15 protein-coding genes are annotated in these 16,319 nt (G+C 59.3%); 8 read left to right on the top strand and 7 right to left on the bottom strand.

Annotated elements, in window-relative coordinates; genetic code table 11:
* From C1949_RS10475 to C1949_RS10465, 3 genes are all read left to right on the top strand, one after another.
* A partial coding sequence (locus C1949_RS10475; protein ID WP_211287120.1) for an Ig domain-containing protein occupies nucleotides 1-2,022 on the top strand: 2,022 nt, incomplete at its 5' end.
* A 9-nt stretch (nucleotides 2,023-2,031) separates the two neighbouring features.
* Complete coding sequence (locus C1949_RS10470) at nucleotides 2,032-3,378, top strand: efflux RND transporter periplasmic adaptor subunit (RefSeq protein WP_104738427.1); 1,347 nt, start codon at nucleotides 2,032-2,034, stop codon at nucleotides 3,376-3,378.
* Complete coding sequence (locus C1949_RS10465; protein WP_211287119.1) at nucleotides 3,372-5,483, top strand: site-2 protease family protein; 2,112 nt, start codon at nucleotides 3,372-3,374, stop codon at nucleotides 5,481-5,483. Before C1949_RS10470 ends, C1949_RS10465 begins: the two co-directional genes overlap by 7 nt.
* A gap of 27 nt (nucleotides 5,484-5,510) precedes the next feature.
* Here C1949_RS10465 and C1949_RS10460 read toward each other — a convergent pair whose 3' ends face one another.
* From C1949_RS10460 to C1949_RS10440, 5 genes are all read right to left on the bottom strand, one after another.
* Entirely contained in the window at nucleotides 5,511-6,254 is a 744-nt protein-coding gene (locus C1949_RS10460; protein WP_104738426.1) for an HvfC/BufC N-terminal domain-containing protein, read from the bottom strand.
* Nucleotides 6,251-7,114: an MNIO family bufferin maturase gene (bufB, locus tag C1949_RS10455; RefSeq protein WP_104738425.1), complete on the bottom strand. Its 864-nt coding sequence runs from the start codon at nucleotides 7,112-7,114 to the stop codon at nucleotides 6,251-6,253. The genes C1949_RS10460 and bufB overlap by 4 nt, the downstream gene beginning before the upstream one ends.
* Nucleotides 7,115-7,123: 9 nt before the next feature.
* Entirely contained in the window at nucleotides 7,124-7,411 is a 288-nt protein-coding gene (locus tag C1949_RS10450) for a BufA1 family periplasmic bufferin-type metallophore (RefSeq protein WP_104738424.1), read from the bottom strand.
* Between the two features lie 52 nt (nucleotides 7,412-7,463).
* A complete protein-coding gene (locus tag C1949_RS10445; RefSeq protein WP_104738423.1) occupies nucleotides 7,464-7,931 on the bottom strand; it encodes a DoxX family protein in 468 nt (155 codons plus the stop codon).
* Between the two features lie 65 nt (nucleotides 7,932-7,996).
* Nucleotides 7,997-8,497: a YHS domain-containing (seleno)protein gene (locus tag C1949_RS10440; RefSeq protein ID WP_104738422.1), complete on the bottom strand. Its 501-nt coding sequence runs from the start codon at nucleotides 8,495-8,497 to the stop codon at nucleotides 7,997-7,999.
* A gap of 173 nt (nucleotides 8,498-8,670) precedes the next feature.
* On the opposite strand from C1949_RS10440, the gene C1949_RS10435 reads away from it, so the two are divergent.
* The 4 genes from C1949_RS10435 (at nucleotide 8,671) to C1949_RS10420 (ending at nucleotide 12,233) form a co-directional block, all read left to right on the top strand.
* A complete protein-coding gene (locus tag C1949_RS10435) occupies nucleotides 8,671-9,585 on the top strand; it encodes a LysR family transcriptional regulator (RefSeq protein WP_104738421.1) in 915 nt (304 codons plus the stop codon).
* On the top strand, nucleotides 9,585-10,490 hold the full coding sequence (locus C1949_RS10430) for a LysR family transcriptional regulator (RefSeq protein ID WP_104738420.1): 906 nt from the start codon (nucleotides 9,585-9,587) through the stop codon (nucleotides 10,488-10,490). The genes C1949_RS10435 and C1949_RS10430 overlap by 1 nt, the downstream gene beginning before the upstream one ends.
* A 136-nt stretch (nucleotides 10,491-10,626) precedes the next feature.
* The gene (locus C1949_RS10425) at nucleotides 10,627-11,256 is read left to right on the top strand and encodes a glutathione S-transferase family protein (RefSeq protein ID WP_104738419.1); all 630 of its coding nucleotides are present in this window, start codon (nucleotides 10,627-10,629) and stop codon (nucleotides 11,254-11,256) included.
* A 32-nt stretch (nucleotides 11,257-11,288) separates the two neighbouring features.
* A complete protein-coding gene (locus C1949_RS10420; protein ID WP_104738418.1) occupies nucleotides 11,289-12,233 on the top strand; it encodes a pyridoxamine 5'-phosphate oxidase family protein in 945 nt (314 codons plus the stop codon).
* Nucleotides 12,234-12,257: 24 nt separating this feature from the next.
* Here C1949_RS10420 and C1949_RS10415 read toward each other — a convergent pair whose 3' ends face one another.
* Together C1949_RS10415 and C1949_RS10410 are read right to left on the bottom strand one after the other, a co-directional pair.
* Complete coding sequence (locus tag C1949_RS10415) at nucleotides 12,258-13,274, bottom strand: AraC family transcriptional regulator (RefSeq protein WP_104738417.1); 1,017 nt, start codon at nucleotides 13,272-13,274, stop codon at nucleotides 12,258-12,260.
* A 122-nt stretch (nucleotides 13,275-13,396) separates the two neighbouring features.
* Nucleotides 13,397-14,434, bottom strand: a complete 1,038-nt coding sequence (locus tag C1949_RS10410) for an AraC family transcriptional regulator (protein WP_104738416.1) — start codon at nucleotides 14,432-14,434, stop codon at nucleotides 13,397-13,399.
* 122 nt (nucleotides 14,435-14,556) lie between these two features.
* On the opposite strand from C1949_RS10410, the gene C1949_RS10405 reads away from it, so the two are divergent.
* On the top strand, nucleotides 14,557-16,302 hold the full coding sequence (locus tag C1949_RS10405) for an N-acyl-D-amino-acid deacylase family protein (RefSeq protein ID WP_104738415.1): 1,746 nt from the start codon (nucleotides 14,557-14,559) through the stop codon (nucleotides 16,300-16,302).
* Nucleotides 16,303-16,319 lie beyond the last annotated feature (17 nt).

The raw sequence follows: 16,319 nt of genomic DNA, 5'->3' as shown, positions 1-16,319 counted from the left end.
TCTATCACGGTCGATGACGGCAATGGCGGCACAGCTACTCAGGACGTGACTGTTACCCTGACCGGCAGCAACGATGTGCCGGAGATCAGCGTGGGCGATGTAACCGGCGAGATCACCGACGGCACCGATCTGACTGACAATGGCTCGATCAGCTTTACCGATGTAGACCTGACCGACCGTCCGACGGCGACTGAGGCGACAAAGTCGGTTACCGCCAAGCGGGCCGATGGCACCACCGATCTGCCGCTGACGGCCGAGCAGCAGGCGGCAATTGAGAACGCCTTCAGCATCACCCCGATAGTGGGTAATGACAATGACGGCACCATCAACTGGACCTACGATATTGATGCCAGCGATCTGGAGTTCCTGGCTGAAAATGAAGTGGTCACGGCGGTGTTTACCATCACCGTGGATGACGGCCAGGGCGGTACTGACACCCAGGACGTAACCGTTACCCTGACTGGTAGCAACGATGCGCCGGAAATCACTGTAGACGCACCGGCCGATTTCACCGAAGCCGCTGATGCCTCCGCGCAGGATCTGACCCAGAGCGGGCAGGTACATTTCAGTGATGTCGACTTGACCGATACCATTGACATTTCCTTCTCATCAAATGGCGACATCAGCTGGACTCGCGGTGACAGCACTGTGGTTGGGCCGCTACCGGCAGGGCTTGCGGAAGCGCTGGTGGCTGCGTTCAATGCCAGCGGAACAGGTCTTGATAATGAAGGCCAGATTGCCTGGACCTTCGATGCTAGCGGTCTTGATCTGGACTTCCTTAACGCGGGCGACCAGATCAACTTCAGCTACACCGTGACGGTTGAAGACAGTGAGGGCGCTACTGATCAGGCTGTCGTGAGCTTCAAGGTGGTTGGTACCAACGATGCACCTGAAGTAAGTGCACGTGAGCTGACTCGTGAGGAAATCACTGTTCAGCTGGGTGACCGCTATGCGCTGGAAGTGGACAGCCTGTTCGCGGACAAAGACTCGACGCTAAGCAGAGAGGATCTGGACTTCAGCATCAGCGGCCTGCCGCGCGGTCTGGTTTACAATCCGGAGACAGGTTCGATCTCAGGTTCGCCGCGTGAGCCTGGCGTGTTCGAGGTTCAGGTAACCGCAATCGATGCCGAAGGTGCCACTGTGACCCGGACCTTCGAATTGACGGTAACCGCCGTAGCAAACGAAGCGCCGGCTAACCCGGACCCGGGCGCCACTCCGCCGTCGGCTCCGCCGACCGATTCCGAGCCGGTTGAACTGCCGCAGTCCGGAATGCCTGACGGGCTGGTCAGCGAATCTGGTGACACGCGGGATCCGGGGGACTCCAGTGGCTTTATGCCGCCGTCCGGCCTTGGCTTCGAAAGTGGTGTTGAAGATGCCATGGGCGAGGGGGACGCGCCGTCCGATGACCAGCAGGGTGCGGGCAACGGTGGTGATGGCCGATCTGAGCAGGTCATTCTGTCCGAGCCCGGTGCCATTGTCGTGCAGGTCAAGAATACCGATGGGTCAACGACCGTTCGTGCCTCTGTAGATGTCAACGTCAATGAATCTGGGCAGGTGGAGTTCACGCAGGTTCAACAGGACGCATTCGATGTCGTCTCGCTGGTGGTAACCAGCATCCAGAGCGACTCCGAAGGGCAGGTGGTCATCGGGATTCAGGACACCAGCACCAGTGGTGGTTCTCAGCGTTACAGCGGATCGCTGTCTAGCGGCGAACAACTGCCTGGCTGGATTCAGCTGGATGCAACCAGCGGATCGGTGACTATCAGCAATCCTCCGGCTGGCCAGAAGGAGGTCAGTATTCGGGTTCAGGCCATCGGGGCCGATGGTCAGATTCGGGTGCTGGAGCTCAAGCTGGACCTGGAGGAACTGTTCAAGCGAGCTGCCACAACTGATGGCGAGGCCGTTGAGTCCAGCGAGAGCGACACTGCTGGCTTCATCCCGCTGAATGACCAACTGGCGGCTGAAGTGGCAATGCGTGATCAATACGGCAGTCGCCTCGTCACTATGCTACAGGCGGTTTAAGGTGGCTCAGTGAGCGACACTGTTGCAGCCCTGCTTGGGCTTGAACAACAACTGCGCAAGGCTTCAGACCTTGCGCAGTTGTCTTACACGCTGGTTAACCAGACGCACACATGTGTTCCCTATACCCAGGCGGTGCTGCTGGTAGGGGAACGCTTGCAGCGACCTCAGGTCGTTGCTGCCTCTGACCTGCCTACGGTCGATTACACCTCTCCCTACATTGCCTGGGTCGAACAACTGTCCAAGTTTTTCATTGGCCAGGGAAATGGGGAAAAGCAGGCGTTGCTGCGCCCCTCTGACCTTGATACCGAGTTGGCTAATGAGTGGCGTGAACTTGAATTGCCTGATTTCGTATTTTGGCAACCATTGCGCGTTGAGGCACGTAATGGCGAGATAGCAGGGGTGCTGCTGCTGTTGCGTGACAAAGCCTGGAGTGAGGCTGAGCAGAGTGTGTTACAGCACCTGGCTGGCAGTGCTGGGCATGCCTTGTTTGCGCTGCGCCGAGGCTACCAGCTGACTCAGCTAAGGACGAGCCTGCAGAATCGTAAGGTCTGGCTGGTGGGCGCAGCGGTATTGTTTCTGGTGATGATGTTGCCGGTGCGTCTGAGTACTCTGGCTCCGGTTGAAGTGGTGCCACGGTCGCCGCACGTTGTAGCTGCGCCGCTGGAGGGGGTTGTCAGGCAGGTGGTTGTCAAACCCAACCAGCAGGTGCAGCCGGGCGATCCGTTGGTCTTCCTTGAGGATACCGAGCTTGCCAGTAAAGAGGCGGTTGCAAGGCAAGCGCTCTCTGTGGCTGAGGCAGAGTTGCGAACGGTGCAGCAGGGTGGTTTTCTCGATCCTAACCAGAAAGCGAAGCTGGCCGAGCTGGAGGCCCAGGTTCGCTTGAAGCAGGCTGAATGGCAGTTCGCCAGGGATCAGCTGGAGCGCTCAAGTATCAAGGCAGATCAACCCGGTGTTGCGGTTCTCGACAACCCGGACGAGTGGAAGGGACGACCGGTTCGGGTTGGCGAACGCATCATGCAGGTAGCCGATCCCGCCAGAGTTGAATTCAAGGTCATGCTGCCGGTGAAGGATTCGATCTCCCTGATCCCGGGGGCTGAGGTGAAGGTCTTTCTGGACAATGATCCTCTGCACGCGTGGTCTGCTCACCTGAGTGAGTCCAGCTATGAACCTAAGACCACGCCGGACCAGCAACTGGCGTACCGTTTGATTGCCCAGCTGAGTGAGGCTGAGCAGGGCAATGAACCGCCTCGCATTGGTTTGCGCGGGACGGCCAAGGTGTACGGTGAAAAGGTAAGCGTGTTCTTTTATCTGTTCCGGCGTCCGATCACGTCGGTACGGCAGTGGCTGGGATGGTAGAACTGCGTCTACCGGCACTCAGGCAGGACCTGAAATTGTTGCCGGGTGGGCATGATGAGGATGGCGCGCCGCGTTATCTGCTGCACGATCGCGTGCGTAATCGCTATTTCACCCTGTCTGCGGACGCGTTGGGGTTGATTCGCCACTGGCAACCCGGTCGTACCCTTGATGACATGCAAACCCATTTGCAAGCTCAGGGGCTGGATCACGAGCCTGATGAGATTCGTGCTTTTATCGATTTTTTAATCGCCAATAATCTGGTGCTGGCTCGCAGTGAAGGGGCGTGCAACACCTTTACACAGCAGCGCGAGAGCAGCCGGCTCAGTCTGTGGCAATGGCTGCTGCACAACTACCTGTTCATTCGCATCCCGCTGTTTCGCCCTGACGCCTGGTTGAATCGTATTGGGCCAAAGCTGTCCTGGCTGTTTACCCGCACGGCCCATCGGGTGGTTGTCATGCTGGGACTGATCGGCTGCCTGCTGGTGCTACGTCAATGGGACAGCTTCAGTGCCACCTTTATCTACTTTTTCAGTCTTGAAGGCTTCCTGCTTTATGGCTTGACGCTGGTTCTGGTAAAGAGTGCGCACGAGATGGGACACGCGCTGGTGTCGCAACGGCTTGGCTGCCGGGTGGCATCCATGGGCGTGGCGTTCCTGGTGATGTTTCCGGTGCTCTATACCGATACCACCGATGCGTGGAAGCTGCGCTCGCGGCGCGATCGCTTGCGGATTGTCACCGCCGGCATGAGAACAGAGATCTACCTTGCATTAATTGCAACCTTTCTCTGGGGGCTGCTGCCTGACGGCTCACTGCGCAGTGCCGCGTTCTTTGTTGCGACTACCAGTTGGATCACATCGGTACTGGTCAACATCAGTCCATTCATGCGGTTTGATGGCTACTACGCGTTCTCTGACTTGATCGGGGTGGAGAATCTTCAGACCCGGGCGTTTGAGCTTGGCCGCTGGCGTCTGCGGCGTTGGCTCTGGGGCTTGGATGATCCTTTGCCGGAGCCCATGCCGAGAAGCCGCGCGCGGCTGCTGATCCTGTATGCCTGGGGCACCTGGCTGTATCGGTTTTTTCTGTTTCTAGGGATTGCTCTGTTGGTGTACCACTTTTTTTTCAAGGTACTGGGTATATTCCTTTTCATTGTCGAGGTGCTTTGGTTCATTCTCATGCCCATACTCAAGGAACTACGAATCTGGCGAGAGCGCCGGTCGGATTTTCACTGGACAGGTTGGCGCATTGCAGCATGGTCTTTACCTCTGCTGGGGCTGCTATGGCTGCTCCTGCCGTTGTCGGTAGACGTTCATGTCCCTGCAGTGCTGCGTGCTCAGCAGGTCCAGTCGTTGTTTGCAACGGAGCCTGCTCAGGTTACCGCTGTCGGAGTTGAATCAGGCGAGCATGTGACTGCAGGGCAGGTGCTGGTGCAACTGGAGTCGCCTGGGTTGAGCAGGCAATTGAGTGAAACCCTGGAACAGCTGCAACTGGTTCAGCTGAAATTGTCCCGCCAACCGGTGTCCCGTGATGATCAGACGGCGCAGGCGATCAACCGGGAGCGCCTGCAGCAATTGAATGAACAGCTGGCCGGGCTTCGTCTGCGTGAGCAAAAGCTAACTATAACCGCGCCATTTAGTGGCTTCGTCGGGGCGATGGAAAGCTTGTCCGAGCATCAGTGGGTTGGTCGTGATGAACCAATTCTGACGCTGGTCAATAGTGAGCAGATGGTCGTCGAGGGGCTGGTAAACGAGCGCTATCTGACATCGGTTGAGGCTGGCCAGAGCGGCGTTTTTATTGCCGCTTCCGGTGAGGAGTCGGGGATTCCAGTCAGACTTGAGCAAATCGATATCAGTGCGGTACCCGCGCTGCCTTACGCTGAACTTGGCTCTGACGCGGGCGGGCCAATTGCGGTGCGCCGGCAAGACGACCTGCTTGTTCCGGAGGCTGCTCACTATCGTGTCGAGATGGCGCTGGCCGAACCCGCACCGACAGCGCTTCAGCTGAAAAGGGAAGTAGGTGTGGTGGTGGTTGAAGGCAAGCGCCGGAGTGCACTGCTACACCAGTTGCAGCGCCTGGCTGCCTTGTTTATTCGTGAGTCCGGGTTCTAACACCAGCAGGACTCAGGCAGGTGCGCATCAGCGGATACACAGACAACCCCTAGCAAGCAGCCCGCCCAGTTCCTGCATGACTGCAGCGTTATCATGTTGACTGGTGATCATCGCCTCAGCCAGCGTGCAGCCGGTGCCGAAGCGGTTCAGAAGGTTGGCGCACAGTGCACTTACCGGTTCGGTGCGCAGTTCGAACTGCTGTCGCCATATCAGTACGGTTTCGGCCCGCCAGTTGTCCGCTGTCGGCATCGGTTGGTCTGTCATCTGGCTGTGCCATATCTGAAATACCGGGCTCTCGGCTGCTAGCAAGGTGACCGAGGGGTGCCAGACCAGGCATTGCTCCAGCTGGGCAGCAAGCGTGTCGTTGGTTTCGGCAAGCTGGACAGGGGCGCGGTTTGCCGCGTGGAACGCCCTTACCCGCGCGGCTTCGAGTTGGGCAACGTCACCCAGCCAGGGCATGTGTTGCAGCGCGGGGAACTTCAGCAGGTATTCGCCAAAACCCTCGCCATAGTGGTGCAGTGCCGGGTTGCTGGGTGGTCGGCTTGCGACAAACACGGCGGCGACGGCAGTAAAGTAGTTGCTCCCGAGCAGGCGTTCCAGTACCGGGTATATCTGTCTTAATGCAGCGGTCCGCGCGCTGCGCACGTTGTTGCGGTAGATCTCGAAGCGTTGTGCTGTTTCAGCGGCATCGCCGCTGAACAGGTCAGTGGGTATGGCGCTTTCCGGCGCTGTCAGCGCCCGGATAAAGCGTTGCTGGTGCAGTGTATTCATCCGTATGCACCCGCAGCAGGCGTTATTGCCTTGCGCTGGTGACGGCGTGCCCGTTCGACTTCTCGGGTGAGGGTTGTCCAGCTCGGTACATCAGTGTCCCACTCGATAATGGTAGGGCGCTGGCCTGCAATGCGCAGGAACTGTGCGTAGAGCGCCCAGGTCTGATCAGCGACGGCGCTGCCATGGTCATCAATCAGCAGAGAGCGGCCACTGGCGAGGGTATGCATGCTGTGCCCGGCAAGGTGGATTTCGCCCACCTCGTCCAGCGGTATCACCTGCAGGTAGGCATCGACGTCGCCGCCATTGTTGTGGCAACTCACTCTCAGGTTGTTCAGGTCCAGCAGCAAGCCGCATCCACTGCGCTGTACCAGCTCAGCCAGAAACTCGGCTTCGGGCATAGCACTGTGCGCGAACGTCAGATAGGTGGCCGGGTTCTCAATCAGAACGCGACGCCCCAGCGTGTCCTGCAGCTGGGCGACGTGATCTACCGTGCGGTTGAGCACCTCCGGGGTGTAGGCGATGGGCAGGAGGTCTGCAAGGAACTGCTCGCTGTCGCCAGCCCACGCGAGGTGCTCAGACACCAGTGCGGGCGGGTGACGCTCACACAGGCAGCGCAGCTGAGCCAGGTGGGCGGCGTCAAGCGGGGCGGCTCCGCCCACTGACAAGCCGACGCCGTGGATGGACAACGGCAGCAGCGCATGCAGCCGCTCCAGCTGATGATGCAGGATTCCCCCGTCGCCGAAGTAGTTTTCCGCGTGGATTTCCAGCAGATCAATACGGCTGGTGTCGTTGATCAATTCCGCAAAGTGTTGCGGCTTGAATCCGACACCCGCACCGCGGGTCAGGGGGACGTGTTGCATGACCTGCTCCTATGGCCGCTTGACCGGGGTCAGCGAGCCCATACCATGCGGAGTTTCGATGCTGGTGCAGGTACCGGTTGGGACCAGCGTCCAGGCATCACCCTGGTAGTCAATTTTGGATGTTCCGGCGCAGGAAGTACCGGGGCCGGCGGCACAGTCATTCTGGCCTGCCAGGGAGATGCCGTAGCATTTTTCCTTGCCGGCATTGATACCGGCGGCACTGGCGTGCTGGCTGGCGGCAAGTACAGCGCCGAGCAGCGAAGCGGCAAGCGCGGTGTTGAAGTGTCGACGATCCATGATGAATGTCCTCTTTAAATGGATAGGGGTGAGCTCGCGCATAGCCCGGCGCTTAACGCGCCGGTGTGCAGTGCAGGGCTCGTGGAGTGGATACCGGGTGTAGCCAGCGGCTAATCAGGTGATCAAGCGACAGGCGCCCACCGCCGTGCAACAGCAACAACAACAGTGGGACCGCCCAGGTGCCATGGGTCGCCCAAGCTGATGGGTAAACCAGCAGCTGGATAACCAGGGTCATCACCAGCAATCCAAGGGCACCAAGCCGGGTTGCCAATCCCAACAGCAGCATCACCGGTAGCAGGTGTTCGCCGATCGTTGCCAACGCAGCAGCAATCACCGGATCAATCAGCGGCAGGCGATACTCTTCCTGAAACAGGTACAAGGCTGTGTCGTTGAGTTGCCAGCCATCGACCTTGGTGCGGCCTGACTGCCAGAACACAGCACCGGGGAAAATGCGTGCGACCAGCAGCAAGACGTCCTGCAATGGTGCTTGCAGGGACCAGGATGCAGTGGGGGAAAGCATGATAAATACCTCTCGATTGGGTAGTGCATGCGGCTACGTCAGCAGGGCCGGGCAGCCGCATCGGGTTACAGCGCGTTCGGCGCCAGGTCCTTGATCAGCGGCCAGTTGGCGTCAGCCTTGGCAATGTTGCCCGACACGTCTTCGGCCCACTTCTTGAACACATCGGCGTTAACATTGAGGTACAGCTTGCCGTCGACAACCTTGTACTGGCTCGGATCTACATCCAGTTTCTTGCCCAGTGCGGCGCCCATCGCGCAGTAACCGCCGTATTGCGGAACGTAGGCGGTGGGGTTGGCCTGAAAGGTCTTCATGTTCTCGGCGTTGGCGAAGTAGTAGAGGGCGCCTTCGTGCTCAACCGCGAAGCGGCTGCTGCCCTCGGCTGGTTCGCCCTGGAAGTAGGAAACGGTGTCGTAACCCTTGAGAATGACGCGCTGCTCATCGACGTTGATCGCCGATGTAGAGGTTTCGTCATAAGCGTAGGTGCTGGTCGCGGTCAGCAGTGCAGCACCGCCAAAGCCCAGGGCAACGGCCAGCGAACTGGCGATAAATGCGTTCTTCAGTGTCATGGTGTAGCTCCTCGATTAATGCAAATTCAGTGGTGTGTTTTGTCGTGCTGTGCAGCGACGGTTTGAACTGTAAGTGCATTCAAAAAATCAAAGAACAGCCTTATTTTGAAAGTTACTATTGTTAAAAATGAAATAGTTGGTCTAGGCTGGCCGGTATCTAGTGGGAGCTGCAGATGGACAGATTCAAGGAAATGCAGATTTTTCAGGCAGTTGCGGAGGAGCAGAACTTTTCCTCTGCTGCGCGTCGGCTTGGCATGTCTGCGCCCAGCGTAACGCGTGCGGTCGCGGCGCTGGAGCAGCGTTTGGGCACACTTCTGCTGGCTCGAACTACCCGCAGCGTCCATGTGACGGAGTCAGGCCAACGTTACGTTGAGGACTGTCGACGCATTTTGGCTGAGCTGGATGAGGCCGAGGAATCGGCTGGTGGTGTACATGCCCAGGCAAGAGGGTTGCTGACGGTGACAGCGCCGGTCTTGTTCGGTGAGCTATTTGTGACCCCGGTGATGGTGGACTATTTGGCAAATCACCCGGCGGTACAGATCAAGGCGCTACTGGTCGATCGGGTCGTCAATATGCTGGACGAGGGGATTGATGTTGCCGTTCGTATCGGTGATTTGCCCGATGGCAGCTTGCACAGTGTTCAGGTCGGCGAGGTGAGGCGGGTGGTGTGCGCGTCGCCCGGATACCTTGCCCGTCACGGTCGGCCAACCCACCCGCGTGATTTGGAGGCGGCGTCGGTGGTGATGTCCGCCAGCAGTACCTTGCTGACCGAGTGGCGCTTCGACGGTCCAGATGGCTGCATTCAGGTGGTACCGCAGCCACGCCTGGTGGTGACCGCCAACCAGGCTGCCATCAACGCTGCCCGGTTGGGGTGGGGCATCACCCGGGTGCTTTCCTATCAGGTGGCGGAGCTGGTCAAGGCGGGGACCCTTGAGATTCTGCTGGATGATTACGAGTTGGCGCCGTTACCGATCTATGTTGTCCATCAGGGTGGCCGACGGATTCCGGCCAAGGTGCGTGAGTTTGTCGACTTTTGTGTAGAACAGCTTTCAACCAATACTGCTCTGCAGGGCAAGGGGGCTCGCTGATGGATCGCTTTCAGGAAATGAGTGTATTCGAGGCGGTCGCGGATGAACTCAGCATGTCGGCTGCTGGACGCCGGCTGCAGCTGTCGGCGCCAACAATCACGCGCGCCATCGATGCACTGGAGAAACGGCTCGGCGTCGCGTTGCTGCGGCGCAGTACCCGCGGCGTCGAAGTGACGCCGGCTGGTGAGCGCTTTCTGGCCGATTGCCGCCGCATCCTTGCGGAGGTTGCCGATGCTGATCGGTCCGCCAGCGGTCTGCATACCTCTCCTCGTGGGCGGTTACAGGTATCCATGCCGCTGTTGTTTGGGCAATCACTGATGACGCCTATTCTGCTCGAATACCTGCAGGCCCACCCTCGGGTCGAAGTGTTTGGTGTCTATCAGGACCGGGTACCCAATCTGCATGAGGAGGGGATAGAGGTCGCGGTGCAGGTGGGGGCGCTGCCGGACTCTTCGCTGTTCGCCGCCAAGGTGGGTGACGTGCGACGTATTATCTGCGCCAGCCCGGACTATCTGAATCAGCATGGTACACCGAGCCACCCCGAACAGTTGGTCGACCATCAGATCGTGCACTCATCTGCCGATGCCCGCACGCCTGAGTGGCAGTTTGTGCAGCAGGGTGGTGTCAAGCGCTACCCCTTGCTACCGCGCTTGAGCTGCGCCACTAATCACGCAGCCATCGCTGCCGCCGAACGTGGTGCCGGGCTGGTGCGCTGTATGAGTTATCAGGTGCATGAGTCGCTGATGGCGGGTAGCCTGCAACCGGTATTGCAGCGTTTTGAGCTACCGGTTTTGCCTGTTCATGTGGTGTACCGCGAGGGACGGAGAGCGGCTGCTCGGGTGCGCAGTTTCGTCGATTTGGCGGTAGCGCGTTTGCGGGTTCATCCAGCGTTGAATAGCGATTAATTTCATTTTTCGCAATAAAGGATTGTGAACTTAGGTTATTCCGCACTTCTGTGTAAGCAAAGCAAGATAAGACTCCCGAGGGCGTGTGCACTGTCGTACATGCCCGTTTTGCCAATCGCAAGCAATGGAGTCTCCGATGTCACACCCTATCAAGTTCTACCGTTATCCGCTGTCTGGCCACGCGCACCGCGTCGAATTGATGCTGTCGCTGCTGAACGTCCCCCACGAAACGGTGTTTGTCGACCTGGCCACCGGCGCGCACAAACAGCCGGCGTTCCTGTCATTGAATGCGTTCGGCCAGGTGCCGGTCATCGAAGATCGCGGCATGGTGTTCAGCGACTCGAACGCCATTCTGGTCTACCTCGCCAGTCAGTACGACGAGGCTGCTCGTTGGCTACCCCGCGACCCGGCAGGTGCCGCCCGGGTGCAGCGCTGGTTGTCGGTTGCTGCTGGTGAGTTGGCTGCAGGACCGGCGCGGGCGCGGCTGATCACGCTGTTTGGTGCACCTTATGACGCCGAATCGACGATCGCAGCTGCGCACGACCTGTTCCGTCTGCTTGAGCGCACTCTGACCGCCAGCAGTTACCTCGCAGGCGAACAGGTGACCATCGCGGATATCGCGCTCTACAGCTACGTGGCGCACGCACCCGAAGGTAACGTGTCGCTGGCCAACTACCCGCGGGTACAAGCCTGGTTGGCGCAGATTGAAGGCTTGCCCGGATTTGTCCCGATGGCCCGCTCGGCAGTAGGCCTGCAGAGTGCGTGAGGTGGTCAACGCAGGTTACAGAGGAGGTTGTCATGAGTAAGGCACAAGTCTGGCATTCGGGAGAGCGCGAATTGCAGCGTCGCCTGGGTGTTGCCGAGCGCATGGCCGAGATCGGACCGCGCCTGCTTAATCCGGTACTGCCGGAACAACATCGCGGGTTCTATCCACTGCTGCGCTTTGTTGTGGCGGGTGCGGTTTCACCGGATGGCAACCTTTGGGCTGGCCTGCTGGAGGGAGAACCAGGCTTTGCCTGGTCTCCCGACCCCACGTTGCTCCGGCTGAATACGGTAGTCAGTCGTGTGGATCCCTGCGCGGATGCCTTGCTGGCGACTGGCGCTATTGGTCTGCTCGGAATTGATTTGCAGACACGACGGCGCAACAGGTTGTCCGGCCAGATCAGCGAAGTCGACTCGAAGGGAATCAGCGTTCGGGTTGAGCAAGCGTTTGGCAATTGCCCACAGTTCATTCAGCAAAGGCAGCTGGTGGCCGGTGCCGAGGCGCCGGCGGCCGATTCCAGCGTGGTTAGCTCGAATCTGCTGACCCCTCGTATGCGGGAGCTGATTGCCGCTGCTGATACCTGCTTCGTCGCCAGTTGTCTGCCGCGAGAGGGGGGCAGCCCGGCGGTGGATGTCTCCCATCGAGGCGGCTGGCCCGGTTTTGTGAAGGTCTCTGAAAACCGTTTGACCCTGCCCGAATTTGCTGGCAACCGCTTCTTCAACACCCTTGGTAATCTATTGATGAACCCGCGCGCGGGACTGCTGTTTGTCGATTTTGCCAGTGGTGATCTGCTTCAGTTGACCGGTCGCGTCGAGCTGGAGTGGGAAGCACCTGATGCCAGTCGGTTTGAGGGGGTTGAGCATCTGTGGCATCTGGAGGTCGAGCAGGTTGTGTGGCGTCCGGGTGGTTCGCGGTTGCGCTGGCAGTTCGAAAGCTTCTCCCCCGCACTGCGGCGTACCGGCGTCTGGCCAACGGTGTGAGCGGCGGGGGCCTGGCTGAGGTGGTCAGCAGGGGGCAACCGCGTCGACCTTGACGCGTTGTCTCCACTGCGCCGGCGACACACCCATACGCCGGCGAAAGGCGCGACTGAATGACGACAGGTCGCTATAGCCAAGCATGTCCGAGAGACTGGTGATGTCACAGCGCGAGGCCTGCAGATGCCAGCAGGCCAGATTGACCCTGACGTCCTGCAGCAGGTCTCGAAACACCAGGTGCTCCTGCTTTAGACGCCGCTGCAAGCTGCGCGGATGCAGGTTGAGGAGGGCGGCAATGCTGTTGACGCTGATCTCTTTCAGACCGAGCAGTTCCGTGATCAGGTTGCGAATATTCAGCTCCAGATTTTCTTCCAGCTGGTCGCGAGCAGCCTGAATGTAGCCTGCGCGCTCAACTTTGTGCCCGTGTGCCAGCACGGGCAGTGGGCGCCGAAATACTGCAGCCGGGTAGTTCAGGCTGTCGTGCTCCTGATCGAACAGTACCTCGCAACCAAAGTGCTGCTGATACAGCTTCATCGGCCCGACCTGACTGTGTGCAAAGGTCACGCGCAGTGGTCGCAGTTGTTCGCCACTCAAGAGGCAGGACATGCGGTGGAACACGGCGAGGGCCATCTCGTGGTACTGCTGGGCCTGATGATCAGACTGACCCAGCTCAACACGCGCCACCTGAACCCGTCCGGCGAATTGATGCAACTGCCAATGCTCGGCGGAGCTGTGCAGACTCATGTAGCGCTGGGCAATGGCAAAGGCTTCACGCAAGGTTGCGGCGCAGCTCAGTACTTTGCCGAGCAAGCCAAGGTCTCCAACGCTTTGATGTTGGGCCAGGCGCATGCCCAGATCCGGCCGATTGAGTCGACTGGCTGCCAACGCCAGCATCTGGTGCAACTGGCCGATTTCAATCGGGTTATCGGCAACGCTGAGCTGGTCGGGGTCGACGCCAACCTCACGCAGAATGGGCTCGGCATGCTCACCGACCTCGGCGAAGAAGCCGTTGATACTCGCGCTGCGTACCACGTATCGAGCCGCCATCCGTCTTCCTTTGAACAGGCACTGGTAGTCTGTTCAGGCTATCGACTGGCAGCAGAATCTCAAGTTCGAATCGGCCAATAATATGATCAAAGTGGCCAATTTTGCGGGTAATCCCTGCGTGGCTATTTGTTTGTTGGCGATGGCTTGCCGTTGCTGTTTCTGGCCGCCTTGAAGCGCCGCCGCCACTGGGCCGGAGACACCCCCATGCGCCGTTTGAATGCGCGACTGAAGGAGGAGAGGTCACCGTAACCGAGCATGTCAGAGAGCGTGGTAATGCCGCAGCGCGACGCTTGCAGGTGCCAGCAGGCCAACCTGATACGCACATCCTGCACGAGATCACGAAATTCAAGCTGTTCTGCTTTCAGGCGCCGCTGCAGGTTGCGCGGGTGCAGTTCGAGCAGGGCGGCAACCTGATCGAGCGTAACCTCTCCGAGCCCGATCAGCTCGGTAATCAGGTTGCGCACCTGCAGTTCGAGGTTGTCTTCGAGTTGTTCGCTGGCGGAGCGCAGGTAGTCCTGTTCAGTGCCTCCCGGGTCTGTCACTTGCTGTGACACCGGTTGGCTGAACAGGGCTTCAGGGTAGACCAGGCTGTCATGCTCCTGATCGAACCAAACATCGCAGCCGAAATGGCTGGTGTACTGCCTGAGCGGGCCGACCTGGCTATGAGCAAAGGTTACCCGCACCGGACGCTGCGGGCGACCGCTTATCAGTTGGGTGAGCCGGTGAAACACCGCGAGAGACATCTCGTGGTACTGCTGAGCCTGTGGGTTGGTCGTACCGTGTTCTGCGCGAATGACATGGACTTGGCCGGCGAGGGTTTGCAGCTGCCAGTGTTCTGCGTTGCTGTGCAGGCTCATGTAGCGCTGGGCGATACCAAACGCCTCCTGCAGCGTCCGGGCGCTGGCCAGCACATTTCCCAGCAGGCCCAGCATATCGAGCCCCTGATGGCGGGCCAGGCTGATCCCCAGATCGGGACGGGCCAGACGTACTGATGCCAGCGCGAGCAGGCGCTGCAGCTGGGTCACGTCAACCGGCAGATCGGCGGCATCGAGTTGCTGCGGCGTAATGCCAGTCTCCTGCAAAAGTGCTTCTGCGGCACTGCCTGCCTCTGTCCGAAAGCCGCTGATGGCTGCGCTGCGCACGACATAGCGGAGTGTCATTGAGAGATCCTGCGCGAGGGGAATGGATACTGGAAAGCTAATCTCAGGTCGTAAAATGTCAAGTTTTGAGCTCGGCTGGTATTTAGTCTGGTGCCTCAATAAAAACAACAGAGGCTCCAGGCATGTTCGACGTGGTTATCAAAAACGGGCGCTTTTTCGACGGGACGGGTACGGCCTCACGCATTTGCAATCTGGGTATTCGCGACGGCGTGGTGGCTGAAATATCGGATCGCCCATTGCCTGAGTCAGGCGCGCGGGTGATCGATGCCAGCGCGTGCTGGGTTACTCCCGGCTTTGTCGATACGCACACTCATTATGACGCCGAGTTGATCATTGCACCGGCTTTGTCTGAGTCGGTTCGCCACGGCGTGACCACGGTACTGGTCGGCAGCTGTTCGCTGAGCATGGTGTGCTCTGAGGCTGAAGATGCTTCCGATATCTTTACCCGCGTTGAAACGGTGCCACGCGAGAAGGTGTTGCCGATTCTGCAGCAGCACAAGACCTGGAGCCGCCCCTCCGAATGGGTTCGGTTTGTCGAGCAGCAACCACTTGGGCCCAATATCATCAGCTTCCTTGGTCACAGTGACCTGCGGGTTTCGGTGATGGGCCTGCATCGCTCGACTGACCGCGCCATTCGCCCGACCGAAGCGGAACTGCAGCAGATGGAAGGGTTACTGGAAGAGGCGCTCGATGAAGGCTTCCTCGGGATGTCGAGCATGTGCCTGAAGTGGGACAAGATTGATGGTGACCGCGAGTGGTCAAAAAGCCTGCCAAGTACCTATGCCCGCTGGAGTGAGATGCGCCGCCTGAACCGGCAGCTGCGGCAGCGCGGTCGCGTGCACCAGGGGGCGCCGAACGCGGCCAATCCGCTACAGATTTTCCAGTATCTGGGGGAGGCGGTGGGGCTGTTGCGCAAGCCACTGAAAACCACCCTGATTTCGATGCTTGATCTCAAGGGCAACAAGACCGTCGCGCCAATGGCCAAGTTGGCCGCCCGAGTGACCAATATGCTGGGTGGCGACTTTCGTTGGCAGGTGTTGCCAACGCCATTCGCGATCTATGCCGATGGTATCGACCATGTGGTGTTTGAGGAGTTTGGCGCTGGCGAGATGGCGCGCAACCTGAAAACGGAAGTCGAGCAGAATGCGCTGTTTCAGGATGAGGCTTACCGCCGCAAGTTTCGCAGATTCTATGCCGAAAAGTTCTCGCCCCGGGTCTGGCAACGTGATTTTGGCGACGCCATCATTCTAGAATGCCCGGAGCCAGGTTACGTGGGCCGTGACTTTGCCGATATCGCGAACGAAAAGGGCGTGCACGTAGTCGACCTGTTTCTCGATCTGATGGTCGCATACGGCCGCAAATTGCGCTGGTTTACCGTGATCGGCAACCACCGCGTCGACAAACTGCGCAGCATGGTCAGCAATCCCGATACCCTGATCACCTTTTCGGACGCCGGTGCGCACATCCGCAATATGGCGTTCTACAACCTGCCGCTGCGCTTTCTGCAGCTGATCAAAGAGTCGATTGACCAAGGCGAGCCGGCCATGACCATGGAGCGTGCGGTGCACCGTTTGACGGGGGAGCAAGCCCGGTGGCTGGGCGTTGACGCCGGAACGCTGCGGGTGGGGGATCGTGCCGATGTGGTTGTCATCGATCCGGCAAAGCTCGATCAGCCGCTGGATGCCCAGTGTTGGGCAGAGATGGAAGGCTTCAACATGGAACGTATGGTCAACCGCAATCCCGGCATCGTTCGAACCGTATTGATTAACGGCAAGGTTGCCGTGGAAGAGGGAGAGCCGGTTGCGGCGCTGGGCAGGACGCAGGGTTATGGCAAATTCCTGCGCGCGGGTGAATGCAGCAATGGCTGATGCGCTGCCCGGCCCGG

Origin of the sequence: Halopseudomonas oceani (assembly GCF_002903165.1) — a bacterium.
GTDB lineage: Bacteria > Pseudomonadota > Gammaproteobacteria > Pseudomonadales > Pseudomonadaceae > Halopseudomonas > Halopseudomonas oceani.
The sequence above is the reverse complement of the archived record's forward strand: the minus strand, read 5'-3'. Positions and strand labels throughout refer to the sequence as shown.